The organism is Achromobacter pulmonis, from assembly GCF_021733725.1.
Classification (GTDB): Bacteria; Pseudomonadota; Gammaproteobacteria; order Burkholderiales; family Burkholderiaceae_B; genus Achromobacter; species Achromobacter pulmonis.
The window spans coordinates 5,498,624-5,522,339 of the sequence record NZ_JAIFOT010000001.1 but is presented as its reverse complement, the minus strand read 5'-3'; the positions used below and the strand labels follow the sequence as shown (position 1 = coordinate 5,522,339).

The following is a 23,716-nucleotide window of genomic DNA, read 5'->3' as shown; positions in this document are numbered from 1 at the left end:
GCGCCGCGCAACAGGCGTGAAGCCGGTGTGCGCCGAGCGAATTGTCCGTAGCGCGCGGGTGAGGGGGTGGCCGGCGATTGCCGCGCGGGGTGAAATAATCCGCAATAATGGCAAAATGCGCCTCGCTCGGGTGGTTGACCCCGAACTGACTAGGCCGTAATGTTGCTCGCAGGCCTTCCTGGGACGGCGGGGGACACCAATGACTGAGAATCAGGACGAAAAATCGATCCTGTACCTGCATTTCGGTACGCCTAGCCCCTATTGGAGGCTGGCGGCCGACAGCGACGCGATCGAACTATCCGCCGTCAAGGGCGCCACCAACATCGCCATGGCGCTCAAGCCCGAGCAGGCGCAGGCGATCCGCGCCCTGACCGGCATCACCGCCAGCCTGCGCATCGACATCGTGCTGTATGGCGACCCGATACAGTTGCGGCTGGTGGGCCGCAAGATCAATCCCAATGAATGGGCCGGCACGGCCTCGGCGCATACCGACACCGATTCGGTGGCGCGCGATCTGGTCGAGGGCCTGTCGTTCGCCGAGACCGTGGTGTCTGAAGCCAATTCGGTCATCGTCATCGTCGACCAGCATGGCCGAGTGCAGCGCTTCAACAAGGTCAGCGAGGAATACACCGGCAAACGCGAGCAGGACATCGTCGGGCGCAGCGTGTTCGACATGTTCATGACCCGCGAAGAGGCGGTCGCTTCACGCCGCAACATCGCCGAGTTCTACAAGCGCGGCCAATCCTATGAGGTCGAGCGCCTGATCAACACGGTCAAGGGGCCGCGGCTGTTCCTGTTCCGCAATAAGTTCGTCACCAGCGGCAGCGGCGAGAAGCGCGTCTACCTGATCTGCTCGGGGACCGACATCACCGAGGAACGCCAGGCGCAGGAGCGCCTGCGGGTGCTGGCCAACACCGACATGCTGACCAATCTGCCCAACCGCCACGCCATCACCACGCGCCTGAAGGCGGCGCTGGCCGAAGGCGAGGGCGCCAGCGGCGGCGTGCTGTTCCTGGACCTGGATAACTTCAAGCGCATCAACGACCACTACGGCCATGGTTTCGGCGACCGCCTGCTCAAGTCGGTGGCAGTGGCCATTTCCAGTTGCCTGGCGCCCGGCCAGACGCTGGCGCGGCTGGGCGGCGATGAATTCCTGGTGCTGCAGGAAAACGCCGAGGCCTGGCAATTGGAGGCCACGGCCGGCCGCATCATCGAGCGCCTGCGCGATCCGTTCCGCCAGGAGCTGATCGAGGTCTACACCAGCTGTTCCATCGGCATTGCCATGTACCCCGAGCATGGCGCGGACCTGGACAGCGTGGTGCGCAGCGCCGACATCGCGATGTACGTGGCCAAGGAAGCCGGCCGCCATACCTACCGTGTGTTCCAGCCCGAGATGGACCGCCGCAACGCCGACTATGTCTGGCTCGACACCAATCTGCGCAAGGCGCTGGCCGAGGGCCATCTGATGCTGTACTACCAGCCCAAGCTGGCCGGCCGCGGCGGCGAGGTCGACGGGGTCGAGGCGCTGCTGCGCTGGCGCTCGCCCGAGCGCGGCATGATCTGCCCGAGCGTGTTCATTCCCTACGCGGAAGAGTCGGGCCTGATCTCGCAGTTGGGCGTGTGGGTGATGCGCGAGGCCGCGCGCCAGGCCGCGGCCTGGAAGCGCGACGGGCTGAACCTGCGGGTGGCGGTGAACGTGTCGGCGCGCCAGCTGGATGACAAGGGCGTGGTCAGCGAGTTCATGCGCGCCGTCAATGACGCCGGCCTGGCCCCCTGCCTGCTCGATATCGAACTGACCGAAAGCTGCCTGATCGAGGACGAGGTCGCCGCGATCGAGCTGATGAAGCAGTTCCGCCAACTGGGCGCGCGGGTCCACCTGGATGACTTTGGCACCGGCTATTCGTCGCTGTCGCAACTGGCGCGCATTCCGCTGGACGCGATCAAGCTGGACGCCAGCTTCGTGCGCGGCGTCAACGAGAACCCGGTGTCGCAGGCGCTGGCGCGGGCCATCGTGGCGGTGGCCAGCACGCTCGAACTCAAGGTGATCGCCGAGGGCGTCGAAACCCAGGAGGAAGCCGCCTTCCTCGACACGCTGGGGGTGGACGCCAAGCAAGGCTATTTGTATGCCAAGCCCATGCCCGCCGCGGAACTGACCGCCTGGCTGGCGCAGCGGCGCCGGCTGCATCTGATCGCCTGATGCGGCCGGCGCGCGCCGGCGCTCAGTGCATGGTGGCGTCCGCCAGCCCCTCGGAACCGGCGGGCGCGCGCCGATTCTGCGCCAGCACCAGCCGCTCCATATAGGCACGGTCCTTCGGATCGATCATGAAGGCGGCCTCGACCCAGTCCTCGGTGATGTCCATCAGCTCGGAGCGGGTCAGTTGCAGCACGCGCTGGCGCGCCCGCAGCATGGCGCGCATGCCATTGAGCTTGGGCCGCATCACGTCGATGAAAGTGCGGGTGGCCTTGTAGGCGTCGCCGGGCTCGAACAGCACGTCTACCAGGCCGCGCGCCTGGAACCATTCGGCGGTGTGCGATTCGCCCGTGCCGATCAATTCCTCGGCCAGCTTCATGCCCGCGCGCCGCGCCACCAGCGAATAGCCGCCCATGCCCGGAAACAGGTTGAAGGCCATTTCGGGGAAGCCCATGCGGGCGTTGTTCTGCGCCAGCACGAAGTGGTGCGCCAGCGCCGCCTCGAAGCCGCCGCCCAGCGCAGTGCCTTCGATCATGGCCAGCGACACCGCGCCGGTGTCAAAGCCCCGGGTGGCGGCATGGACGCAGTCGACGCAGGCGCGGGCGTAGGCGCGCAGCGCCTCGCGCCGCCCGGTGCGGATGGCTTCGGCGAAGAAGTTCAGGTCGCCGCCGACGTTGTAGATCTGCGGCACCAGCGAGCCCGTGACCCAGAAGTCGATGGGCAGGCCGGAGTCCTTGGCGGCCCGCGCCAGGGTCATGATTTCGTCGATCAGTTCGTGGTTAAAGCAGGGGCGCGGCTGGGCGCGCAGCATCATCCACATGACACGTCGTCCTTCTTCATAGAACGCGGAGACTTGCTTCAGGTTGCCTGCGGCGGTAAAGGGATGGCAGTCCGGATGAATGAGTTGATTCATTTGCTTTCGTCCAATCGATCAAGGTGAGTCGGAGTACTGCCGGGCCAGCCTAATACAGCGGCCGCCGCGTCCGGCTCATGCAAAGCTCGTCCGTCCGGCCAGAGTTGTCCGTAGTGCAAACATCGGAGTGATTGTTGGAAGAACCCGGCGTTCGGGGCGATGGCGTCGTGCGCATGGATGACGCGCGTCTCGTCGATGTGGACGATGACCGTCGCAGATTCGCGAAGGTCCGGGCCGGCATGGGCGGCATGGCGGCCTCATGCGAATGGCGGGCAGGCGAATGGCGGGCAGGCGCGCGGGTGACGCGCGTGGCCGTTGTGAGCCTGCAACACGAGCGCGGCTTGCGGTCCAAATGAGATGAATCTCATATACAAATGAGATTCATTTTCGATATTATCGCGGCTCGATAAAACTTACAGAATGCTTGCGATGCCCGTTTTTTCTGTCCCGCGCACCGTCGTCCTGGGCGCCACGCTGGCCGCCTTGGCCCCCGCCGTTTCCGTGGGCGCCGAGCCGGCGCAACTTCCCGCCATCAGTGTCGAAGGCGCCAATGCCGACGATCCGCGCGTGCCCGAGGTCACCACCGCCACCCGTACCCAGACCCCCGCGCGCTACGTGCCGCAGGCCATCGACAGCGTCAAGGTCGAAAGCCTGCAGAACTACGGCATCAACACGCTGGGCGAAGCCCTGTCCGGCATCCCCAACGTCAGCAACGCCTCGGACACCCGCTTCGATTCGCTGCGCATCCGAGGCTTTGACGCCAGCAACGATTTCTACCTGGACGGCATCCGCGACGACAGCCAGTACGTGCGCGACCTGCACAACATCGAACGCATCGAGGTGCTCAAGGGCCCGGCCGCCGTGCTGTATGGCCGCGGCAGCCAGGGCGGCATCGTCAATCGCGTCAGCAAGGCGCCACAGCCGGGCCGCGAATCCACCCTGGAAGCGCAGGCCGGCAGTTGGGACCTGCGCAGTTTCTACGGGGATCTGAGCGCCGACCCCGGCGAACACGTCAGCGTGCGCCTGAACATCGGCCAGGAAGACAGCAACAGCTTCCGCCACAAGATCGGCGGCACCCGCCAGTTGGTGGCGCCGTCGCTGAACTGGCGCATCACGCCCGACCTGGACTGGCTGGTGCAGTACGAATACAGCCGCTACGACCGCACCCCGGACCGTGGCATCCCCAGCGTCAACGGCCGTCCGGCCAACGTCGGCCGCTCGACCGTCTATGGCGACCCCGACCGTGACTATATCGACGACCGCGCGCAATCGTTCCGCTCGCGTCTGGCCTATGCCGTGGCGCCGGGCTGGCAACTGCGCTACACGCTCGGCGTGTTCGCGCTGGACAGCAAATTCGACAACACCTACCTGACCGGCTACAGCGCCGCCAGCGGCAAGGTCAGCCGCACCCGCTGGCAGCAGGACCTGAGCACCCGCAGCATCAACCACAACCTGGAGGCCGAGGGCCTGTTCCATACCGGCGGCATCGAGCACCGTATGTTGTTCGGCGTCGAGCTGGCCAACCAGGAGCGTTCGCCCGATCTCTACAACATGCTGGCGCGTGGCCTGGGCGCGCAGCCCATGCCGGCGCTGGACCTGTACGATCCGGACCTGTCCCAGCAGCACGACGGCGCCATGACGCTCAGCAGTTCGGCCCGCCACAAGACGCGCAGCCAGGGCTACTACGTGCAGGACCAGATCAAGCTGGATGACGCCTGGCAGGTGCTGCTGGGGCTGCGCATGGACCGCTTCCGCGTCGATTCCACCAACCGCATGCTGGATCTCTCGGCCCGCCGCGACAACCGTGGGCTGAGCCCGCGTGCCGGCGTGGTCTGGACGCCGCTGCGCGACCACTCCTTCTATGCGTCATACAGCAAGACCTTCTCGCCGGTCGGCGGCAGCTTGATCGGCATTACCCCGAACCCGCGCGACAACACCAACGACCTCGATCCGGAAAAGACCCGCCAATACGAAGTCGGCGTCAAGAGCGACTGGCTCGACGGGCGACTGAGCACTACCCTGGCGCTGTACCAGTTGGAGCTCTACAACCGCCGCACCCGCGATCCGGTCGATCCGACCCTTGTGTTGCTGACCGGCAAGCAGCGTTCGCGCGGCATCGAGCTGACCGCGGCCGGGCGCCTGGCCGGCAACTGGTACCTGCGCGGCGGCATCGGCCTGCAGAACGCCTCCATCGTCGAAGACAACAACGGCCTGGCCGGCAAGCGCGTCAGCAACGTGGCGCGGCGCAACGGCAGCGTGTTCCTGACCTACAAGCCGGCCGAGGGCCTGTATGGCGAAACCGGCCTGACCTTCGTCGGCCAGCGCTATGCCGACAATGCCAACACGGCGGTGCTGCCCGGCTACGCCACCTGGGACGCGCTGGTCGGCTACCGCAGCGGCCAGTGGGACTGGCGCCTGGCGGTGCGCAACATCACCGACAAGACCTACTACGCCTCGGCCACCAGCGCCGGCCAGATCCGCGTGGGCGAGCCGCGCACGGTGGTGGCGACCGCGCAGTACCGGTTCTGACGGGTAGACACGATCCAGACAGGACGGACGGGCGCTTCGGCGCCCGTTTTCTCTTTGCAGGAAGACGTGCGAGTGGGGAGGAAAAGATCGCGCACCGCCCGACAGGAACCAAGGGAGTGTCCTATCTTGTTGGCGGACTGCCTGTTTTGACTTGACTGAAATTCGTCTATTGACGAAGGTGGTGTGTACCGAATCGAACACTACCTCACCCCCGGAAAACTCAAGGATTCCTATGCCACCTGGCTACGCGGCCAGCGCGGCATGCGTGACAAGGTGGCGGTCATTCGCCGTGTGGCGCGTCTTGCGTCCGGCAATTTCGGCGATCACCGCTTCTGCCGCGAGGGCGTGTGGGAATTGCGTATCGATTCAGGGCCGGGCCTGCGCGTCTACTACGCGCTGTCCGGTGAACGGCTGGTGTTGTTGCTGGCCGGAGCCAGCAAGCGCACGCAGGATGCCGACATCCATCGCGCGGTGGAGTATTGGCATGACTGGCAACGGAGAACGGATGATGAGAAGCAAGCCCCATGATGAAGCAATGGTCGAGGTCTATCGCAGCGACCCCGCCCTCGCGCTGGAGACGGTCAACAGCATTCTCGCCGATGGCGACCAGGGGGAATTGCTGGTGGTGCTGCGCCAGATGACCCAGGCGTTCGGCGGCTTGCAGGCCGTGGCGGAGCAGGCGCGGCTGAATCCAACGCAGCTCTACCGCACGCTGTCGCCCAAGGGCAACCCATCACTGGCCAGCCTGCTGGCCATTCTCAGGGCGATGGGCTTGCGGCTGGCCGTGATGCCGCTGGCCGATGCGGCGGCCCCGGTCCGGATGGGTTGAGGCCACGCCCGACGCGTTTATTGCGGCTCGATCTTCGCGTCGATCGCGCGCTGGGTCCAGATCTGGCGCTGCGACTGGGTGAAGGCCCGGTGCTCGGCCAGCGTGTTGGGGGCGACCTGCATGCCCAGCGTTTCGAATTTGGCGACGCTGTCGGGTTCTTGCAGGATGCGGGTGATCTCGCGGTTCAGGCGCTCGACCACCGGCGCCGGCGTGTCTTTGGGCGCGGCCACGCCCACCCAGACCACCAGGTCGAAATGCTTGTAGCCCAGCTCGGCCAGCGTCGGCACGTCGGGGAAGTCCTTCGAGCGCGCCTGCCCGGTGAAGGCGATGCCCTTGAGTTTGCCGCCGCGCATGAACGAGGTCACCACCGACAGGTCGGCGAACAGGTAATCGACGTGACCGCCGAGCAGGTCGGTGACGGCGGGCGGCTGGCTCTTGTAGGGCACGGCGTTGGCGGCGGCGCCAGCGACGCTGTTGAAGGTGGCGCCGGCGATCTGGCTGGTGGGCGAGCCGTAGGCATAGTTCAGCGGCTTGGCGCGGGTGGCCTGTACCAGCGCCGGCACCGAGTCGTAGGGTGAGTCGGCGCGCACCACCAGCATCATCGGAATGGTGGCGATACGGATGACGTGGATGAAATCGCCGGTCGGGTCGTAGGGCAACTTGCGGAACAGGGCGGGCGTGGCCGAGTGCGTCGAGCTGCTGGTCAGGATCAGGGTGTAGCCGTCGGGCGCGGCGCGCGCGGCGGTGGACGAACCGATGGTGCCGGACGCGCCGGGCTTGTTCTCGATCACGATCGGCACGCCCAGGCGCGGGCCGAGCTTTTCCATCAGGATGCGGGCGCTGGTGTCGGTGGCGCTGCCGGGCGAGAACGGCACCACGATGGTGATAGGCTTGCTGGGATAGACGTCGGCGGCCTGCGCGGCGCCAGTGGCGGCGGCCAGGGCCAGGGCGCAGGCGGCGGCGAACTGGCGCGCGCGGCTGCGTTCCGGGGATTGGGTCATGAAAGTCTCCTGTGTTGTTCTGCGGCCCCGCGGCGACATGCGGGCGTCAGGGCCGCTGCCATGATGCGGCCGCACGGCTTATCCCAACAAGGGACTAATTTTCATAGACCTATTCCGTATCCGGATAAGTCTGGCGGGGCGCAGCCGGGCCCGCCGTCAGGCGCCGGCGCCGTCTTCATCGTAGCGGGTCGGGTCAGGCGCCGCTTCGCGCGCCCGCAAGGTCTGCTCCAGGCCGGTCAGGAACGCGTCCGCCGCCAATGACAGGTGGGTGCTGTGGCGCTGGATCAGCCATAGCGCATGGCCGCGCTGGCCGGCGCCGCCGATGGGCGCGGTGACCAGGCCCAGCTGGCGCGCGAAGGCGCAGACGTAGCCGGGCACCACGGTGATGCCCAGGCCGGCGCGCACCAGGTTCAGCACCGAGGTCAGCATCCCGGCCTCGATGCCGGACCGGAATTGCAGGTCGAGTTCGCCGCCGATGCGGTCGACCGCGCGGCGCACGCTGTAGACGTTGCGCAGCGTGATGTGCGCGTGCGCGGCCAGGTCGGCCCAGCGCACCTGCTTGCGGCGCGCCAGTGGGTGGCCGGGGGCATAGACGGCATGCATGGTGTCGCGGTAGATCACCCGCGCGGCCAGTTCGCCGCCTTCTGTCTCGGTGGAGACGACGCCGAAATCGGCGCGGCCATGGCGCACGTGCTCGATGGTTTCGTCGGTGTTCAGTTCGAACAGGTCCAGCTTCACGCCCGGATGGCGGCGGTGGTAGCGCGCGATGACGCCGCCCAGCAGGCCGACCATCATCATCGGCGAGCAGGCCACGCCGACCACGCCGCGCTCCAGCGAGCGCAGGCCGGACATGCTGCGCTCGGCCGCGCGCACCGTGCCCAGGATTTCCTGCGCATAGGCATAGAAGTCGGCCGCACCCTCGCATGGCGTGACGCTGCGGGTCGAGCGTTCGAACAGCGGCTGGCCGACCTCGGCCTCGAGTTCGGCGCACAGCTTGCTGACGGCCGACTGCGTGACGAAGGCGGCGCGGGCGGCGGCGGTGAAGCTGCGCAGCTCGTAGAGCGCGCAGAACACGCGCAACTGCTTCAGGGTGATGTTCATGGTCGGGGCGAAGTGGGGGCACGGGATGCGCCGGGGCGCGGCGCATGCGTCCACCGCGTCCCGGCGCGTCAATCGGCTTCGAGCATATCGCGATCCGCGTCCTGGCGCGGCGCGAGGCGGCGGATCGAACCCGGCGTGCGCGAGAAGCGCACCGGGATGGCGGTGGCCGTCAGGGTGCCTTCAGTGGGGTGTTCGACCCGCTGGAAAAAGCCGGTGGCGGCCAGGTGCGGATCGTCGAACAGCGCCTCGGGCGCGTTGACGCGCGAGTGCGGGATGTCGGCGTCGGCCAGCAGAGTCAGCCAGTCTGCGGTGGCGCGCAGCGCGACAATGGCCGCCAGGTCGCTGTAGAGTGCGTCGAAATTGCGGGCGCGGGTCTCGGCGCTGGCGTAGCGCGGGTCGGCGGCCAGGTCGGCGCGCGCGGCCAAGGTGAAGAAGCGTTGCCATTGGGCGTCGGTATACGGCAGCAGCGCCAGGAAGCCGTCGCGGGTGCGGTAGGGCCGGCGCTCGGGCGACAGCACGCGGCGGTAGCCCATGGCGCCGCGCGGCGGCTCGAAGGTGCGCCCGCCCAGGTGCTCGACCAGGGTGAAGGACACCAGCGTCTCGAACATGGGCACCTCGATCGCCTGGCCTTGGCCGGATTTCTCGCGTTCGTACAGCGCCATCGGGATGGCATAGGCCAGCGTCAGTCCGGCCACCTTGTCGGCCATGATGGTGTTGATGTAGGCCGGCGCGCCGCTGTTGCGGCCCTGCAGGTCGGCCAGGCCGCTCATGGCCTGGATGATGTCGTCGAAGGCCGGCTGCGCGGCGTAGGGACCGTCCTGGCCGAAGCCCACCGCCGAGCAATAGATCAGGCGTGGGTTGCGCGCCCGCAGGCTGGCGGCGTCCAGGCCGATCCGCGCCAGCGCGCGCGGCCGCACGTTGGAGATGAAGACGTCGGCGCCGTCGACCAGCCGCAGCAGGTGTTGCCGCTCGCCCGGGTCTTTGGCGTTCAGGGTGATGCTGCGCTTGTTGCGGTTCAGATTCAGGTAGACCGCGCCCATGCCGGGCGAGGCCGCCGGCGCCGAGGCGCGGAACACGTCGCCTTCGGGCGCTTCGACCTTGATGATCTCGGCGCCCATGTCGCCCAGGATCTGGGTGGCGTAAGGGCCCATGCCGACCGAGGTCATGTCGACCACCCGCACGCCGGCCAGCGGGCCGGTGGCCGGGGCCGCGGCCGTCATTGCGCCCCCCGCGCGCGTTTGCGGGCCAGGAACGGCGCCATGTATTGGCGCGGTTCGTCCGTGGTGAAGGCCGCGCCGAAAGCGTCGACGCTGCGGTCCAGGCCGGCTTCGACCGTCGACGTCTCCCAGTAGCGCAGCAGCGCCTTCTGCGCGCGCACGGCCCGTGGCCCGCTGTGGGCGATGGGGGCGACGGTGCGCTCGACCAGCGCGTCCAGCTCGCCGGCTTCGCACAGGAATTGCAGGAAGCCCCAGCGCAGCGCCTGCTCGGCGTCGACCGTGGCGCCGGTCAGCAGCAGCCAATTGGTGGCGCCCGGGCCGATCAGCGCCGGCAGCAGCACGGCGTGGATCACCGACGGGATGCCGACCTGCACTTCGGGCATGCCGAAGACGCCGTCGCGCGAGCCCAGGCGGATGTCGCAGGCCGCCGCCAGTTCCATGCCGGCGCCCAGGCAGAAGCCGGGCAGGCGGGCGATGGTGGGCACCGGCACCGCGCGCACCGCTTCGCACAGATCGCGCAGGCGGCTGATGAAGGCGCGGCCGCCGTCCGGATCGAGTTCGGCCATTTCGTAGATGTTGGCGCCGCCGACGAAGGCCTTGTCGCCGCTGCCGCGCAGCACCAGCGCGCGGGCGTCGGCCTGCGCGGCGATCCAGCGCACGGCGTCGGTCAGGCCCAGCGTGACCGGCGATGCCAGGATGTTCATGCTCTTGGCGTCGTCGATCCGCAGCGTGTAGACGCCGCGCGCGTCGCGCTCGATGTGGCTGTGGGGGAAGGCGGGAATCGGGGCGCTCATGGGCTTGCTGTCTCCATTGGATTCGTGGGCGATGCCGGTCATGCTAGGCCCGGCCGTTGATCACGACAAACAAGTAATTTTCATGGAATGAGTCCAAGTTGGAATGAATCGCCGCGATAGGGCGGCGCCGGCTCGCGCCGCGCCAGACGGTAGAATGCGCGGATCTCAAATTGGCAGGGATTGCCGGGCAAGTCGTGGCGCAGTTGTCTCGAACCGATTTCCTTTCTTTGCGCGCCATCCTGGCGGGGCTGGGCCTGGCGTGGGCGGCGGCGCTGACGCCCATGGCCGCCGGCGCGCAAGCCGCTCCCTCGGCAGCGCCGCCGGCCGACAGCCGTGTCAGCGAGCAGATCGGCGCGTTCCGGCTGGACGGGCGCGAAGGGTCGCGCCTGCGCACGATCAACTATCGCGGCCAGCCCTATCGGCCCCTGAATGCCTTTGAATTCATCCATGTCAGGGCGCTGGGCCCGATGGCCGGCGGCCAGCCCGTCTTGCTGGCGGTGTCGAACGACTTCATGGGCGTGGGCACGATTCTGATCGCGGTGCAGAACGACACGCCGCTGGCGCGCGTGCTCAGCCCGGTCGTCGATGTGCGCGACCCGGACCTGGGCCTGGCGCAGCCGGGCCGCCAGGATCTGTTGCTGTTCATCGCGGGGGCGCGCGCCCTGGTCACATCCACCGCACAGGTGTTGTGGTTCGAAGACCGCATCCCCGGACAGGGCGGGACGCCGGTCTCGCGCCTGGTGTCGGTGGCCCCGGACAACCGCAGCGCCGCCTTGCTGCTGGACGACGAAATCCGGCTCAGCGCGGCCGATGACGGCGTATATGCCCGCCTGCCGTTCACCAGCGCGATGCAAAGCAAGGCATTCCGGCCGATCTGGGACGAAACCTATGCGATCGCCAGGCGCCAACGGGACGCCGGCAAGCCGATCGACCAGCGCCGCCTGTATGACAACATGAGAGCCGAATGGATCAATCGGAACTTCCGCTGGCAGCCCTCCAAAGACGGATGGCAGTTCCGCGGCCAGGGGCTGACCGCCATCCCGGTGCGGCCGGCGCGGTGACATGACGTCGATATCCTTTCCGCGTCTTCGTGCGCGTCGGGCAGGCCTGCCGCCGCTGGCGCTGTCGGCGCTGCTGCTGGCGGGGTGCGCCAGCCATGCGCCCAACCGCCCGGACGACATTCGCAGCGAAGCGGCCAACCCCGCCGACGCGGTGCTGACGCTGGACGTGACGTTTGCGCGAGCGCCGGACTACGCGCCACGGTCCAGGCAGGGCCTGGCGCCCAACAGGCACCTGGCGCTTTCGGGCTACCCGAACATCGACATTCCGTTCTATCAGAAGGGCCTGGGTTTCGATCTGGGCGTGCTGGGCGACCCGCGCGCCTTGCTGGCGCTGCCTTATCCGTCGCCGAAGATGGATTCGTCCATGGCCAGACTGAAAGTCTTCGGCGAGCGCCTGGATGACAGGCGCTATCGGTTCCTGGTGCTGCCCCGCGCCGGATGGCGCAGCCTGGACAGCTTCCAGGTCGCCTTTGCCATCAATGGCCGCGCCGAGGCCATGACCTTCGCCTACAGCGTCAAGGCGGTCTGCGAGAGCCATTTCGATGTCACCACGCCCACCTACGGGTTCGCGATGTCGGTGTCGGCGCGCTTTGCGGGCGACCAACCGGGTTGCCTGAAAGCCTGCGACGCGCGCCCGGGATTTCCCGGCCAATGCGCGTTCTTCACGGGTTTCAAGACGGTGCCGGGCCTGTAGCGCCGTGGGCTGGCCAGGCCCGGCCCGCTAGCGTTCCACGACTGTCGTCAGCAGGGGAGAATCGAACATCGCGGCGGGCGAGATGATGGGCTCTTCCCAGGGAATGTCCTTGCCATAGCGCTCCTGCATCTTGGCGCGCACGGCGGGCGCGCTCAGGTCGAAGCCCTTCAACGGTTGCAGCGCGCCGATCTGCACGCCCAGCGCGCGCTGGTAGGTCTTCCACACCAGTTCGGAACAGTAGATCCGGTCATCCGACCAGCCGAACACCAGGTCATAGGGCCTGCCGACGTACTGCGCCCCGGTGCGCGCCAGCCGGTCGCGCGCCTCGGGCGTCAGCCGCGCCGAGTCGCGCAGGCGCTTGACGACGTATTTGCCGTCTTCGCCCCGCGCCGCCCAACTGGCCAATGGCGTATAGCTGACCGTGGCGGCGGCCTCCAGCACATAGGGAGCGCCCTGGCGCAGCACGATCATGCCCATGTGGCTGTAGGGCGAATGCGTGGCCTGCTGGATGGCCAGGCTCTGGGCCGATCGGGATTGCTGGAACACCAGGTCGCCGGTCTGCACCTGCGGCTCGGCCCCGGCGGCCCGCGCGGCCAGGCATAGCGTGGCGAGCGCCAGGGCGGGCGCCCAGGCGCGGCGCGGCCCGTGGCGTGCGGACCGATCCGGCGGGGGGATCGGGCGGGTCCGGCGCGTGGCGGCCAGGTTCATGGCGTTGTCTGCTTGCATGCGCGCAACAGTAGCATCCGCGCCGCCATCGCGCTTCAGGCGATGCCGCCGTTGGCGCGCAGCACCTGGCCGTTGATCCAGCCGCCGTCGGCGCCGGCCAGGAACGACACGATGCCGGCGATGTCCTCGGGCTCGCCCAGACGTTCCAGCGGCGGCATCTTGGCGTAGTGCTCGATCAGTTCCACGCTCTTGCCCTGCTTGAACAGATCGGTGGCGACGGGGCCCGGCGCCACGGCGTTGACCGTGATGTGGCGGCCGCGCAGTTCCTTGGCGAACACGCGGGTGAAACCCTCGACCGCCGCCTTGCTGGCGATGTAGAGCCCATAGGTGGGCAGGTTCAGCGCCAGCGTGGTGCTGGAGATGTTGACGATGCGGCCGCCGTCGGCCAGCCGCGTGCCGGCCTCGCGCAGGGTGTTGAAGGTGCCGCGGGTGTTGATGTCGAAGGTCTGGTCGTAGAGCGCGTCGCTGGCCTCGGCCAGCGCCTGCAGCTTGAGCACGCCGGCGCTGTTGACCAGCACGTCGATGCGCCCGAGGCCGGCTTCGACCTGGTCGAACAGGGCGCGTACCTCGGCGGCCTTGGAAACGTCGGCGCGCACCGCCAGGGCGCGGCCGCCCGCCTGGCGGATCTCCTCGGCCAAGGTCTCGGCCTCGGCGGCGCTGGCGGCATAGTTGATGGCGACGGCGCAGCCGTCGGCGGCCAGGCGGCGGGCGATCGCGGCGCCGATGCCGCGCGAGGCGCCCGTGACCAGGGCGGTGCGTTGGGGGGCTGGGGAATTCATGGTGACTCCTGAAGGGTAGTGGGACGGATCATGCGGTGAAACGAATCATGAACTATTCCAAAGAAAAAATAATTACCCTTATTTTGCTAACATAATTTCATTTGCATAAATAATCGAGTCCGCCCATGGATCGCTTCCAGGAAATGCAGGTGTTCGTCCGCATCGCCGAACGGCGCAGTTTCTCCAAAGCGGCCGAGGACTTGCGGATTCCGCGCGCCACCGTCACCCACCTGATCAAGCGCCTGGAAAAGCGCCTGAGCGCGCGCCTGCTGGAGCGCACCACGCGCCAGGTGCGGCTGACCCACGACGGCGAAGCCTATTACCGGCGTTGCGTGCGCCTGCTGGCGGACCTGGAAGAGGCCGACGGCGCGTTCCTGAACACAGCGCCCAAGGGGCTGCTGCGGGGCAACCTGCAAGGCACGCTGGCGCGCGTGTTCGTGATGCCGGCGCTGCCCGGTTTCCTGGCGCGCTACCCCGAACTGGTGCTGCATCTGGGCGAGGACGACCGGCTGGTGGATCTGGTGCGCGAGGGCGTGGACTGCGTGCTGCGCGCCGGCACCCTGCAGGATTCGTCGCTGGTGGGCCGCCAGATTGCGTTGATGCCGCAGGTCACCGTCGCCAGCCCGGCCTACCTGGCGCGTTACGGCGAGCCCGCCACCCTGGACGACCTGGAGGGACACCGGGCGGTGGACTACGTGTCGTCATCCTCCGGCCGCAGCCTGCCGCTGGATTTCATGGTGAACGGGCGCAATGTGCTGGCGCGGCCTGCCTCGGTCGTCAGCGTCAATGGCGCCGAGCTGTACACCAGCGCGGCGCTGGCGGGCCTGGGCCTGGTCCAGGTGCCGCGCTACCGCGTGGCCGACGACCTGGCCGCCGGACGGCTGCGGGTGGTGCTGCCCGACGCGCCGCCGGCGCCGATGCCGGTGTCGGTGCTGTACCCGCAGAACCGCCAGGTATCGGCGCGGGTGCGCGTGTTCAGCCAGTGGCTGGCCGAAATCTTCGGCCGCGCTTTTGGCCAGGACGATCAGACGATGCCGGTCAGGTAGTACACCGCGATCACCAGGAACACGGACAGCGTCGAGATCAGCGTGATGGCGAAGATGTCGCCGTACGATTGGCGATGGGTCAGTCCGGTGACGGCCAGCAGGGTGATGACGGCGCCGTTGTGCGGCAGCGTATCCATGCCGCCCGATGCCATGGCGGCGATGCGGTGCAGCACTTCCATGGGAATGCCGGCCGCCTGGGCGCTGTCGATGAAGGTCTGCGCCATGGCCGCCAGCGCGATGCTCATGCCGCCGGAGGCCGAGCCGGTGATGCCGGCCAGGGAGGTTACCGCCACCGCCTCGCCCACCAACGGGTCCGGAATCGCCTTGAGCGCGCTGGCCACCATCAGGAAGCCGGGCAGGGCCGCGATCACGCCGCCGAAGCCGTATTCGGCCGCGGTGTTCATGGACGCCAGCAGCGCGCCCGACACCGCGCTCTTGCTGCCTTCGGCGAAGTGGGCCTTGATGTGCGAGAACGAGAACACCAGGATGGTGGCGATGCCGGCGATCAGCGCGCCCATCACCGCCCACAGCGCCACCTGGTCCTGGGCGTTGACCGGCATGGGCCGCGGCAGGCCAGGCAGGTCGACCTGCGAGCCGGCCGGATACCAGCCGGGAATCCAGCGCGTGAGCAGGTAGTTGGCCACGCCTACCACCACCAGGGGCAGCAGCGCCACCAGCGGATGATGCTCGCGACCGCCGGGCGGGGTCTCGGGTTCGTTGCGCAGTTCGGTGCCATAGCCTTCGCCGGCCCGCGCGGCGCGCTTGCGGCGCCATTCCAGGTAGGCCACGCCGACCGCCAGCGTGAAGGCCGCGCCGATCAGTCCGAGCCAGGGCGCGGCCCAGGTGGTGGTTTCGAAAAAGGTGGTGGGAATGATGTTCTGGATCTGCGGCGTGCCCGGCAGCGCCGTCATGGTGAAGGTGAACGCGCCCAGCGCGATGGCGCCGGGCATCAGCCGCTTGGGAATGCCGCCCTGGCGGAACATCTCGGCCGCGAAGGGGTAGACCGCGAACACCACCACGAACAGCGACACGCCGCCGTAGGTCAGCACCGCGCAGACCAGCACGATGGCGACGATGGCGCGTTCCGCCCCGATCAGCCGCAGCACCGCCTGCACGATGGCGCGCGAGAAACCCGACAGTTCGATCAGCTTGCCGAACACCGCGCCCAGCAGGAATACGGGGAAATAGAGCTTGGCGAAGCCCGCCATGCGCTCCATGAAGATGCCCGAGAACACCGGCGCCAGCGCCGACGGGTCGGTCAGCAGCACCGCGCCCATGGCCGCGAGGGGCGCGCACAGGATGACGCTGTAGCCTCGATAGGCCGCCAGCATCAGGAACGCCAGCGCCGCCACCACGATAATCAATCCGGTCATTCATTACTCCAGGAATGAAGGGTTAAGGGGTGTGGGGCTACACCTTAACCGATCGATCCCGGCGGCTGTTTGACTCGCGGCCAGGGGCCGGTCCGATGTCGGACTGGACGACTCCCGCCAGGTGCGAATGGGCGGCCGGATCCTTCAGAGAATGCCAGCCGCAACCGCCAGGGCCGCCGCCTTGCGCGCGATGGCCGCCACCCCGAAGCTGGTCGCCAGCGCCTGGCCCTCCAGCTCGGCCAGCGGCACCCAGCGCGCGTCCAGCGCATCGTCGCCGGCCACCGGCTCGCCCGCCTGCCAGCGGCACAGCACGGCGATCAGGATGTAATGGCGGCGCAGCGCGCCGCTGTCGTCGCGGTCGAACACGTCGACGGCATCGAACACCTGCAACGGCTGCGCGCGCACGCCGCATTCCTCGAACAGTTCGCGCGCGGTCGCGTCTTCGAGAGGTTCGCCGGCCTCGATCTTGCCGCCCGGAAAGGCCCAGCGGCCCTGGTCGGGCGGGTTGGCGCGGCGCACCAGCAGCACGTGGCCATTGCGCACCACGGCGGCGATGGTGGCGGGAATGGGGCGTGAGGCGGGGCTGGACATCGGGCTTCCTTGGACGGGCGGGCAGCATTGCGGGCGCTGGGCCAGCCCCGAGAATAACGGAAGCGTGGGGCCGGCGGTGGCCGGGCCCGATATGCGCCGCGCCCGCCGCCGCGGGGGGCGGCGGCGGGCGGCCTCCTGCTTACTTCGCCGCCGTCTTCACCAGCGGGCAGGTCGACTTGGACAGCGGCATGAAGGCCTCGTCGCCCGGCAGCGTGGCCACCAGCTTGTAGTAGTCCCACGGCCGCTTGGACTCGGCCGGCGTCTTGACCTCGAACAGGTGCATGTCGTGCACCATGCGGCCATCCTCGCGGATGCGGCCATTGGTGGCGAAGAAGTCGTTGATCGGCATGGCCTTCATCTGCTTCATCACCGCCTCGGTCGCGTCGGTGCCGGCCGCCTGTACCGCCTTCAGATAGTGCATCACCGACGAGTAGGTGCCCGCCTGGCTCATGTTGGGCATCTTGTTGAGCTTGTCGTAGTAGCGCTGCGACCAGGCCCGCGTCTGGTCGTTCATGTCCCAGTAGAAGGCTTCTGTCAGCATCAGGCCGGCGGCCGATTCCAGGCCGATGGCGTGGATGTCGTTTATGTACAGCAGCAGGCCGGCCATCTTCTGGCCGCTCTGGGGCAGGCCGAATTCGCGCGCCGCCTTGATGGCGTTGACGGTGTCGCCGCCGGCATTGGCCAGGCCGACGATCTGGGCGCCGCTGGCCTGCGCCTGCAGCAGGTACGAGGCGAAGTCGCTGGTCCCGATGGGGTGGCGCGCGGCGCCCAGCACCGTGCCGCCGCGCGCCTTGACGACCTCGGTGGCCGAGGCCTGCAAGGTATGACCGAAGGCATAGTCGGCGGTCAGGAAGTACCAGCGCTTGCCGCCCCGGTCGACCGTGGCGCGGGCGGTGGTGTTGGCCAGCGACCAGGTGTCGTAGGTGTAGTGCACCGAGTAGGGCGAGCACAGGTCGTTGGTGATGCGTTCGGTGCCAGGGCCGCTGAAGACCACGATTTTCTTCTTTTGGCGCGCTACTTCCAGCACCGCCAGCGCCGGGGCCGAGCCGGCCACGTCCATGATGGCATCGACCTGCTGCGTGTCGTACCACTCGCGGGCGCGGGCCGCGGCGATGTCGGCCTTGTTCTGGTGGTCGACCACCAGCAGGTCGATTTTCTTGCCCAGCACCTTGCCGCCGAAGTCGTCGATGGCCATCTGCGCGGCGGTGGCGCTGCCTTTGCCGGTCACATCGGCATAGATGCCGCTCATGTCCAGGATCAGGCCGAGGCGGACCACGTCGTCGGAGATGGCGGCGGGAGCGCTTTGCGCCAGGGCGGCGGCGCTCAGGAACAGGCTGGCGCCGCAGGCGGCGGCCGTGGTGGATATGCGCGCGAAGCGGCGCGAGCAGATGCTGCGTTGCTGCGAAATCCGGGGCATGGGGGTCATGGTTGTCTCCATTTATGGTTATGCCGGATGTTTGCGGGAACTGCGCGCTTGGCCTCAAGGCCGCGCTTTTGTAATGGAATCGGACGGGCGGGGAAGCCGCCGGCGCCGGCCGCGGGCAGGCTCGCGGCGAGGGGCGTCTTCACGGGCGTTGCTGGAAAAGCCGGGTCCCCCTATCGTTGGCTCAACAGGTCGAATTCCATGCGCACCTTGCGGAACGGGAATTCCAGCCGCGCGAAATACACCACGCGGCCATCGATGCAGGCGTAGCGGCGCAGCTCGGCCACGGGCGAGGACACCGGGATCCGCAGCGATTCGGCCGACTCCTGGCCGGCCTCGATCACGTTCAGCACCTGGCGCGCCTCGCTGATGCGCGCGCCGTAGAACTGGTCCAGCACGGGCGCCACGGTGTTCTTCTGGATGCGGGCGCGGTGCTTGCGGAACAGGCTGCTCTCCAGGAACACCTCGCTATAGCAGAACGGGCCGGCGTCGGTGGTGTGCACGCGCCGCAGATACTGAAAGCGGCCGGCGCGGTCGGCCTCGCAGCGCATGCCAAGCGTGTCCGGCAAGGGCGAGTCGGCGCTCGACTCCACCAGCGACACGGTACCGAGCTGGTTGCTCAGTTCCACCGTCTCGGCCCAGGTCTTGGGAATCAGCAGGGTTGGCGTCTCGGGCAGGTCGGCGTTGACGAAGGTGCCCGAACCGCGCGAGCGCCGGATCAGGCCGTCCTGCTCCAACTGGCCCAGGGCCTGACGGATGGTGGCGCGCGAAATGCCGTAGGTCTCCATCAGCGCTTCCAGCGGGGGGATTTGCTGGCCGGGCCGCCAGGTGCGGTTCTGGATGTGGCTGCGGAACAGCGCCGCCGCCTGCAGGTAGAGCGGCTGGGGACTGTGCGAGAAAAGCGGGCGCGCGGGCATGGGCGTCTCGGTCAGGTAGGGGCGGGGGCCGCGAGCAGGCGGTCGGCCATCTCGCGCAGCCGGTGCTTCTGGATCTTGACCGAATTGGCGCTTTCCACCGAAGGGAATGCGTCCAGCACCGTGAAGCCGGCCGGCACCTTGAAGCCGGCCATGGCCTGCTTGCAGGCCGCGGTCCAGCCGGCGGCGTCGGCGTTGGCGCCGCCCTGCAGCAGCACGAAAGCGTAGGGCACGGTCTTGCCGTCGCGGGTGGCGCCGACCACCTGGCAGGCGCGCACGCCGGGCAGGGTCTCCACCACTTGTTCGATTTCCACCGGATTCACCAGGAAGCCGGACAAGCGCAGCGAGTCGCCCATGCGGGTCTGGAACACGAACTGGCGCGGGTTCAGGGTGTAGCCCAGGTCGCCGGTCTTGAAGTAGCCGTCATCGCTGCAGGCGTGGCGGCTGGCCTCGGGGTTGTCGAGGTAGCCGCGCATCAGGCTCGGCGAGAGGATTTCCAATTCGCCCGATTCGCCGTGCGGCAGGACCGCGCCGCTGGCCGGATCGCGCGCCCGCACCCTTGCCTCGGGGTAGATCAGGGTACCGCCGGGCTGGTGGCGCGCGGCCACGTCGCCTTCGGCGGGATCGCGCGGCTGGCCGGCCACCAGCGCGATCAGCTCGCTGGAGCCGTACAGTCCGGTCAGTGGCACGCCGGCCGCGCGCGCCAGGTCCAGCATGTGCTCGAGCGCCGGCGTGAAACTGGCGAAGCCGAACAGCCGTGCCGAGGCGAACGCGCCGGGCGCGGCCGCACGCATCATGGCGACCAGCGCCTCGTTGTTGGCGTAGGTGTGGGTGACGCGGTGGCGCTGGATCGCGGCGGCCGATTCGGCCGCGTCGAATACCGGCGCGCACACCACCGGCACGCCCCGCGCCAGCCCGCCTGCCAGCGTGGCGAAGCCGAAGGCGCCGCAGAATGGCGCGCTGGCCAGCACGCGGCTGTCGTCGTCATAGCCGAACGCCTGCGCCACCGTGGCGCCGTGGCGCAGCAGGGTGCGCTGATCATGCAGCACGAATTTGGGTTGCGAGGTGGTGCCGGACGTGGTGAAGCACAGCACGCCGGCGTCCGGCTGGGGCGGCGGAGGCTCCCCGGGCGTGGCGCGCAGATCGGCATAACGGTATAGCGGCTTGCCGCGCAGCGCCGGCGCAAGCGCGTCGTCGGTCTCGGACAAGGCAACGATGCCTTGCAGCCGTTCCAGGCATTCGGGCGCGACGCCGTCCAGGATGCCCTGGAAGTCGATGCCTTTGAAGCCGGGCCAGAACACCAGCCAATCGGCGCGGCCGCGGCCAAGGATGTCGGCCAGCTCCAGCGCGCGAAAGCGGGTGTTGACCGCCAGCACCAGCGCGCCCAGGTGGGCGCAAGCCAGGAAGGTCTCGACCCAGGCGGCGCAGTTGGGCAGCCATACCGCCACGCGCTGGCCGGGCCGCACGCCGATGCGCGCCAGGCCGGCGGCCAGGGCGCGGCTGCGCGCGCGCAGGTCGGCGTGGCTGACGGCGCGGTCGCGGTCGATCAAGGCGGGACGGTCGGGGTGATTCGAGGCCAGCGTGTCGAGATGATGCGAAAAGAGGGTGGGGAGCGACGTCATGGCCTTACACCGTGGCGATCGGCGTCACCGGCGAACCCACCGCGCCCGGCAGGCGCAGCGGCGGCGCGGTCAGCAGGAATCGGTTGCGTCCCTGCGCGTGCAGCCAGTCGGCCAGCGCCTTCAGGTACCACAGCTCGGCCAGCGGCACGCCCAGCTTGAACAGGCAGTGATGGTGCAACGGCAGGATCGAATGACCGGGGCCGGCGGTGCGGGCCGGGTAGGCTTCGACCGCGTAGTTGTCGGCGCAGATTGCCGCCACGCCGCTATCGCTGATCCAGCCCAGCAACGCCGCGTCGGCGCCGTCCAGCACCGCGCCGGTCTGCTCCAGGCGGTGCGGATCCGGCCGGCCGTCCATTTCCAGCAGCGCTTCGGCGAAGCCGGTGCGCAGCACCAGCATGTCGCCCGGCTCGACCACGACCTGTTGTTCGCGCATCGCCGCCTGCAACTGGGTAAGGCCCACCCGCGTGCGGCCGGGGCCGAAGGCGCGCGCCAGATCGATCAGCACGCCGCGGCCCTGCATGCCTTTTTCGGCATAGCGGTTGATGCCGAGCTTGCGCGCGTACGAACCGCCCGGCGGGCAGCAGGCGTCGGGCGCGGCATCGTCGCCGCCGAACACGTCCACCCCGGCGGCATAGCCGTTGTAGTAGACACGGCGGGCCTGGCCGTCGCCCTGGATGTCGAACTGCGCGCCGACGTGGCACAGGCCGTCCCACTGGGTCGAGTATTGCAGGCTGAGCGTGACCTGGTCGTCCGACAGCACGTCGACAGCCTCGGCTTGCAGCCGCGCCATGGCGAAGTTCAGGTAGGGCGTGCCGTCGCGGAAGGTGGGCTTGAGCTGCGGCGGATGGCGGCGCGGGTTGAGTACGTTGCCGCCGGGCAGGTCCAGCGGCAACGACAGGCAGAAGACCTTGCCGGCGCGCACTTCACGCACCCCCTGCAGCACTTTTTCCTCGGTCAGCAGGTTCAGGCGGCCGATCTCGTCGTCCGGCCCGAAGTCGCCCCAGGTCGATCCCTCGGGACGGCGCGTCCAGCGTTTCATGGTTTGTCTCCGGTATCCATTTCGTGTTCTTGTGAATATAGTACGTATTTACGTACTATAGGAAGTGCCCGCCTTGCGCGGGCATCCACCAACAGCATCCGCCCCGAGGCGGAGCCAGAAGAAATCCGCACCAGCGGATTCGCGAGGAGACATATTCATGACGCATTCCCTGTACAGGCGCGCCGGGCGGCGCGCGCTGGCCGTGGCCGCCCTGGCCGCGCTGGCCATGTCCGCGGCGCATGCCGCCGGCTATCCCGAGCATCCCATCACTGTGGTGGTGCCATATCCGCCGGGCGGCGGCGCCGACATCTTCGGCCGCGCCATCGCCAACGCGCTGCAGCCGGGCTTGAAGCAGACCGTGCTGGTCGAGAACAAGCCGGGCGCGGGCGGCAACATCGGCATGGCCTACGTGGCGCGCGCCAAGGCCGATGGCTACACGCTGGGCCTGGGCACCATCGGCACCCAGACCATCAACCAGTTCCTGTACAGCAATATGGCGTTCGATCCGGAGCGCGACCTGGTGCCGATCGCGCTGGTGTCCACCACGCCCAACGTCATCGCCGTCAGCGCCAAGTCGCCCTACAAGACCGTGGCCGACGTGATCCAGGCCGCCAGGCAGTCCAAGGACAGGAAGCTGACCTACGCATCGCCCGGAGTGGGTTCGTCGGTGCACCTGACGGGCGCCTATTTCGAGGCCATGGCCGGCGTGACCCTGCTGCACGTGCCGTTCAAGGGCTCCTCGGCATCGCTGCCGGCGGTGGCCGGCGGCCAGGTCGACCTGTTGTTCGACAACCTGCCTGGCGCGCTGGCGCAGATCAAAGACGGCAACCTGGTGCGCGGGGTGGCGGTGACCTCGGCCGCGCGCGATCCCTCGGTGCCAAACCTGCCCACGGTGGCCGAGTCCGGCCTGCCGGGCTTTGACGTGACGGCGTGGTTCGCGCTGTACGCGCCGCGCGGCACGCCGGAGCCGGTGGTGCGGCAACTGATCGAGGCGGCGCGCAGCGGGCTGGCCACGCCGGCCATCGCCACCAACTTCGCCACCATGGGCGCCAAACCGGGTACGCTGTTCGGTCCCGAGCTTGCGGCGTTCGAGCGCCAGGAACGCGGCAAATGGGGCCGTCTCATCAAGGACAAGGGAATCACCGCGCAATGACCGCTCCCATCGTATTGGTCACCGGCGGCAGCCGGGGCATCGGCCGCGCCATCGTCGCGCGGCTGTTGCAGGACGGCTTCGAGGTCGTCAACTTCAGCCGCCGCCCGCCGCAGGCGACATTGCCCGGCGAAACCTTCCAGTCCGTGGACCTGGGCGATGCGGCTGCCACGGTGGCGGCCGCGTCGGCCTTGGCGGCGGCGCGGCCGGTGCTGCACCTGGTCAACAACGCCGGCATGATCCAGGTGGCGGACATCGACGCCGTGACCCAGGAGGATCTGGCGCGTACGGTGGCGTTGAACCTGGCCGCGCCGCTACTGCTGCTGCAGGCGTTGTTGCCGGGCATGCGCGAGGCGGGCTACGGGCGCGTGGTCAACATCGGCAGCCGCGCCGGCCTGGGCAAGCCGGGCCGTTCGGCCTATGGCGCCACCAAGTCCGGCCTGGCTGGCATGACGCGCACCTGGGCGCTGGAATTGGGCAAGGACGGCATCACCGTCAATACCGTCGCGCCCGGGCCGATCGCCACCGAACTGTTCGAGCAGTCGAACCCGCCGGGCGACCCGCGGACGGTGGCGCTGGAGGCGTCCATCCCGGTGGGCCGCGTCGGCCGGCCCGAGGACGTGGCGCACGCGGTTGCGCTGTTCCTGGACCGGCGCGCCGGCTTCATGACCGGCCAGCTGCTGTATGTGTGCGGCGGCATGTCGGTCGGCTTGGCGGCATAGG

Annotated in this window: 23 protein-coding genes; 10 read left to right on the top strand and 13 right to left on the bottom strand. The window is 68.5% G+C overall.

All coding sequences use genetic code 11. The features are described from left to right. The first annotated feature begins 199 nt into the window (after nucleotides 1–199). Nucleotides 200–2,197: a cyclic di-GMP phosphodiesterase gene (pdeR, locus tag K2W61_RS25425; protein ID WP_175131795.1), complete on the top strand. Its 1,998-nt coding sequence runs from the start codon at nucleotides 200–202 to the stop codon at nucleotides 2,195–2,197. Between the two features lie 22 nt (nucleotides 2,198–2,219). On the opposite strand, the gene K2W61_RS25420 is transcribed toward pdeR, so the two are convergent. After that, nucleotides 2,220–3,104, bottom strand: a complete 885-nt coding sequence (locus tag K2W61_RS25420; protein ID WP_175131796.1) for a crotonase/enoyl-CoA hydratase family protein — start codon at nucleotides 3,102–3,104, stop codon at nucleotides 2,220–2,222. Between the two features lie 134 nt (nucleotides 3,105–3,238). Between K2W61_RS25420 and K2W61_RS25415 the strand changes: the two genes are divergently transcribed. From K2W61_RS25415 to K2W61_RS25400, 4 genes are all read left to right on the top strand, one after another. Continuing rightward, entirely contained in the window at nucleotides 3,239–3,460 is a 222-nt protein-coding gene (locus K2W61_RS25415; RefSeq protein WP_175131797.1) for a hypothetical protein, read from the top strand. A 73-nt stretch (nucleotides 3,461–3,533) separates the two neighbouring features. Beyond that, the gene (locus K2W61_RS25410; protein WP_236756795.1) at nucleotides 3,534–5,633 is read left to right on the top strand and encodes a TonB-dependent receptor; all 2,100 of its coding nucleotides are present in this window, start codon (nucleotides 3,534–3,536) and stop codon (nucleotides 5,631–5,633) included. 183 nt (nucleotides 5,634–5,816) lie between these two features. Then, nucleotides 5,817–6,161: a type II toxin-antitoxin system RelE/ParE family toxin gene (locus tag K2W61_RS25405; protein ID WP_236756794.1), complete on the top strand. Its 345-nt coding sequence runs from the start codon at nucleotides 5,817–5,819 to the stop codon at nucleotides 6,159–6,161. Then, nucleotides 6,142–6,462, top strand: a complete 321-nt coding sequence (locus tag K2W61_RS25400; protein WP_236756793.1) for a helix-turn-helix domain-containing transcriptional regulator — start codon at nucleotides 6,142–6,144, stop codon at nucleotides 6,460–6,462. Before K2W61_RS25405 ends, K2W61_RS25400 begins: the two co-directional genes overlap by 20 nt. Before the next feature lie 17 nt (nucleotides 6,463–6,479). Here K2W61_RS25400 and K2W61_RS25395 read toward each other — a convergent pair whose 3' ends face one another. The 4 genes from K2W61_RS25395 to K2W61_RS25380 form a co-directional block, all read right to left on the bottom strand. After that, nucleotides 6,480–7,463, bottom strand: coding sequence for a Bug family tripartite tricarboxylate transporter substrate binding protein (locus K2W61_RS25395; RefSeq protein ID WP_175141142.1), 984 nt, complete (start codon nucleotides 7,461–7,463; stop codon nucleotides 6,480–6,482). A 156-nt stretch (nucleotides 7,464–7,619) separates the two neighbouring features. Further along, nucleotides 7,620–8,564, bottom strand: coding sequence for a LysR family transcriptional regulator (locus tag K2W61_RS25390; protein WP_236756792.1), 945 nt, complete (start codon nucleotides 8,562–8,564; stop codon nucleotides 7,620–7,622). 68 nt (nucleotides 8,565–8,632) lie between these two features. Next, nucleotides 8,633–9,784 carry a CaiB/BaiF CoA transferase family protein gene (locus K2W61_RS25385; protein WP_175131802.1) on the bottom strand — a complete coding sequence of 384 codons (1,152 nt, stop codon included), beginning with the start codon at nucleotides 9,782–9,784 and terminating at the stop codon, nucleotides 8,633–8,635. Next, nucleotides 9,781–10,575, bottom strand: coding sequence for an enoyl-CoA hydratase (locus tag K2W61_RS25380; RefSeq protein WP_175141143.1), 795 nt, complete (start codon nucleotides 10,573–10,575; stop codon nucleotides 9,781–9,783). Before K2W61_RS25380 ends, K2W61_RS25385 begins: the two co-directional genes overlap by 4 nt. A 170-nt stretch (nucleotides 10,576–10,745) precedes the next feature. On the opposite strand from K2W61_RS25380, the gene K2W61_RS25375 reads away from it, so the two are divergent. Both K2W61_RS25375 and K2W61_RS25370 read left to right on the top strand, forming a co-directional pair. Then, on the top strand, nucleotides 10,746–11,636 hold the full coding sequence (locus tag K2W61_RS25375) for a hypothetical protein (RefSeq protein WP_236756791.1): 891 nt from the start codon (nucleotides 10,746–10,748) through the stop codon (nucleotides 11,634–11,636). Between the two features lies 1 nt (nucleotide 11,637). Continuing rightward, nucleotides 11,638–12,330 (top strand): hypothetical protein, encoded by a 693-nt coding sequence (locus K2W61_RS25370; RefSeq protein ID WP_217483967.1) that lies wholly within the window; start codon nucleotides 11,638–11,640, stop codon nucleotides 12,328–12,330. A gap of 27 nt (nucleotides 12,331–12,357) precedes the next feature. On the opposite strand, the gene K2W61_RS25365 is transcribed toward K2W61_RS25370, so the two are convergent. Beyond that, nucleotides 12,358–13,056 (bottom strand): YiiX family permuted papain-like enzyme, encoded by a 699-nt coding sequence (locus K2W61_RS25365; protein WP_236756790.1) that lies wholly within the window; start codon nucleotides 13,054–13,056, stop codon nucleotides 12,358–12,360. Between the two features lie 35 nt (nucleotides 13,057–13,091). Then, on the bottom strand, nucleotides 13,092–13,835 hold the full coding sequence (locus tag K2W61_RS25360) for an SDR family oxidoreductase (RefSeq protein ID WP_175131803.1): 744 nt from the start codon (nucleotides 13,833–13,835) through the stop codon (nucleotides 13,092–13,094). A gap of 125 nt (nucleotides 13,836–13,960) precedes the next feature. Here K2W61_RS25360 and K2W61_RS25355 point away from each other — a divergent pair, with 125 nt between their 5' ends. Next, complete coding sequence (locus K2W61_RS25355) at nucleotides 13,961–14,881, top strand: LysR family transcriptional regulator (RefSeq protein ID WP_236756789.1); 921 nt, start codon at nucleotides 13,961–13,963, stop codon at nucleotides 14,879–14,881. Here K2W61_RS25355 and K2W61_RS25350 read toward each other — a convergent pair. The 6 genes from K2W61_RS25350 to K2W61_RS25325 form a co-directional block, all read right to left on the bottom strand. Next, nucleotides 14,860–16,254 carry a GntP family permease gene (locus K2W61_RS25350; protein ID WP_175131805.1) on the bottom strand — a complete coding sequence of 465 codons (1,395 nt, stop codon included), beginning with the start codon at nucleotides 16,252–16,254 and terminating at the stop codon, nucleotides 14,860–14,862. The genes K2W61_RS25355 and K2W61_RS25350 overlap by 22 nt on opposite strands. Before the next feature lie 144 nt (nucleotides 16,255–16,398). Next, complete coding sequence (locus K2W61_RS25345; RefSeq protein ID WP_175131806.1) at nucleotides 16,399–16,845, bottom strand: NUDIX hydrolase; 447 nt, start codon at nucleotides 16,843–16,845, stop codon at nucleotides 16,399–16,401. Between the two features lie 139 nt (nucleotides 16,846–16,984). Beyond that, on the bottom strand, nucleotides 16,985–18,271 hold the full coding sequence (locus K2W61_RS25340; protein WP_175131807.1) for an ABC transporter substrate-binding protein: 1,287 nt from the start codon (nucleotides 18,269–18,271) through the stop codon (nucleotides 16,985–16,987). 170 nt (nucleotides 18,272–18,441) lie between these two features. Further along, nucleotides 18,442–19,185 carry a GntR family transcriptional regulator gene (locus K2W61_RS25335; protein WP_236756788.1) on the bottom strand — a complete coding sequence of 248 codons (744 nt, stop codon included), beginning with the start codon at nucleotides 19,183–19,185 and terminating at the stop codon, nucleotides 18,442–18,444. Nucleotides 19,186–19,196: 11 nt separating this feature from the next. Next, a complete protein-coding gene (locus K2W61_RS25330; RefSeq protein ID WP_236756787.1) occupies nucleotides 19,197–20,804 on the bottom strand; it encodes an AMP-binding protein in 1,608 nt (535 codons plus the stop codon). A gap of 4 nt (nucleotides 20,805–20,808) precedes the next feature. Then, nucleotides 20,809–21,843: a cyclase family protein gene (locus K2W61_RS25325; protein WP_175131810.1), complete on the bottom strand. Its 1,035-nt coding sequence runs from the start codon at nucleotides 21,841–21,843 to the stop codon at nucleotides 20,809–20,811. Between the two features lie 157 nt (nucleotides 21,844–22,000). Between K2W61_RS25325 and K2W61_RS25320 the strand changes: the two genes are divergently transcribed. Together K2W61_RS25320 and K2W61_RS25315 are read left to right on the top strand one after the other, a co-directional pair. After that, nucleotides 22,001–22,996, top strand: coding sequence for a Bug family tripartite tricarboxylate transporter substrate binding protein (locus tag K2W61_RS25320; protein WP_175131811.1), 996 nt, complete (start codon nucleotides 22,001–22,003; stop codon nucleotides 22,994–22,996). Continuing rightward, complete coding sequence (locus K2W61_RS25315) at nucleotides 22,993–23,715, top strand: SDR family oxidoreductase (RefSeq protein ID WP_236756786.1); 723 nt, start codon at nucleotides 22,993–22,995, stop codon at nucleotides 23,713–23,715. The genes K2W61_RS25320 and K2W61_RS25315 overlap by 4 nt, the downstream gene beginning before the upstream one ends. Nucleotide 23,716: the final 1 nt, after the last annotated feature.

Coding starts and splice junctions, on each gene's coding strand:
- pdeR (WP_175131795.1), top strand. CDS start 200: ATGACTGAGAATCAGGACGAAAAATCGATCCTGTACCTGCATTTCGGT.
- K2W61_RS25420 (WP_175131796.1), bottom strand. CDS start 3,104: ATGAATCAACTCATTCATCCGGACTGCCATCCCTTTACCGCCGCAGGC.
- K2W61_RS25410 (WP_236756795.1), top strand. CDS start 3,534: ATGCCCGTTTTTTCTGTCCCGCGCACCGTCGTCCTGGGCGCCACGCTG.
- K2W61_RS25400 (WP_236756793.1), top strand. CDS start 6,142: ATGAGAAGCAAGCCCCATGATGAAGCAATGGTCGAGGTCTATCGCAGC.
- K2W61_RS25395 (WP_175141142.1), bottom strand. CDS start 7,463: ATGACCCAATCCCCGGAACGCAGCCGCGCGCGCCAGTTCGCCGCCGCC.
- K2W61_RS25390 (WP_236756792.1), bottom strand. CDS start 8,564: ATGAACATCACCCTGAAGCAGTTGCGCGTGTTCTGCGCGCTCTACGAG.
- K2W61_RS25385 (WP_175131802.1), bottom strand. CDS start 9,784: ATGACGGCCGCGGCCCCGGCCACCGGCCCGCTGGCCGGCGTGCGGGTG.
- K2W61_RS25380 (WP_175141143.1), bottom strand. CDS start 10,575: ATGAGCGCCCCGATTCCCGCCTTCCCCCACAGCCACATCGAGCGCGAC.
- K2W61_RS25370 (WP_217483967.1), top strand. CDS start 11,638: ATGACGTCGATATCCTTTCCGCGTCTTCGTGCGCGTCGGGCAGGCCTG.
- K2W61_RS25365 (WP_236756790.1), bottom strand. CDS start 13,056: ATGCAAGCAGACAACGCCATGAACCTGGCCGCCACGCGCCGGACCCGC.
- K2W61_RS25360 (WP_175131803.1), bottom strand. CDS start 13,835: ATGAATTCCCCAGCCCCCCAACGCACCGCCCTGGTCACGGGCGCCTCG.
- K2W61_RS25355 (WP_236756789.1), top strand. CDS start 13,961: ATGGATCGCTTCCAGGAAATGCAGGTGTTCGTCCGCATCGCCGAACGG.
- K2W61_RS25350 (WP_175131805.1), bottom strand. CDS start 16,254: ATGACCGGATTGATTATCGTGGTGGCGGCGCTGGCGTTCCTGATGCTG.
- K2W61_RS25345 (WP_175131806.1), bottom strand. CDS start 16,845: ATGTCCAGCCCCGCCTCACGCCCCATTCCCGCCACCATCGCCGCCGTG.
- K2W61_RS25340 (WP_175131807.1), bottom strand. CDS start 18,271: ATGACCCCCATGCCCCGGATTTCGCAGCAACGCAGCATCTGCTCGCGC.
- K2W61_RS25335 (WP_236756788.1), bottom strand. CDS start 19,185: ATGCCCGCGCGCCCGCTTTTCTCGCACAGTCCCCAGCCGCTCTACCTG.
- K2W61_RS25330 (WP_236756787.1), bottom strand. CDS start 20,804: ATGACGTCGCTCCCCACCCTCTTTTCGCATCATCTCGACACGCTGGCC.
- K2W61_RS25325 (WP_175131810.1), bottom strand. CDS start 21,843: ATGAAACGCTGGACGCGCCGTCCCGAGGGATCGACCTGGGGCGACTTC.
- K2W61_RS25320 (WP_175131811.1), top strand. CDS start 22,001: ATGACGCATTCCCTGTACAGGCGCGCCGGGCGGCGCGCGCTGGCCGTG.
- K2W61_RS25315 (WP_236756786.1), top strand. CDS start 22,993: ATGACCGCTCCCATCGTATTGGTCACCGGCGGCAGCCGGGGCATCGGC.